Origin of the sequence: Neptuniibacter pectenicola, assembly GCF_001597735.1 — a bacterium.
GTDB classification, from domain to species: Bacteria; Pseudomonadota; Gammaproteobacteria; order Pseudomonadales; family Balneatricaceae; genus Neptuniibacter; species Neptuniibacter pectenicola.
Genome location: NZ_LUTS01000179.1, coordinates 1 through 241, shown reverse-complemented (window position 1 = coordinate 241; position 241 = coordinate 1). Strand labels below are relative to the sequence as shown.

1 protein-coding gene is annotated in these 241 nt (G+C 44.4%); it reads right to left on the bottom strand.

The genetic code is table 11. The annotated features are described in order from the left end of the window. Positions 1-107: 107 nt before the first annotated feature. Positions 108-221, bottom strand: a complete 114-nt coding sequence (locus A3773_RS19405) for a nucleotidyl cyclase domain-containing protein (RefSeq protein WP_369094803.1) — start codon at positions 219-221, stop codon at positions 108-110. Positions 222-241 lie beyond the last annotated feature (20 nt).

The window sequence follows — 241 nt, the reverse complement described above, 5'->3', positions numbered from 1 at the left end:
AGGTTCGAAAATCATGGGTGAGGTCAATGGCCATCTTCACGATATAGCATAAATAAAAAAACGCCTAGAGCTTAGGGCAATAGGCGTTTCAATTATCTCTTGGCGCTTTATTCAGTACAGACTTGATTTCGCCCGTTGGCTTTAGCTCGATAGAGGGCTTTGTCTGCACGATAAAATGTTCTTTGCGTATTCTCACCTTCACGGTGCAGTGTAATTCCGATACTGACCGTCAGCCCTCGTT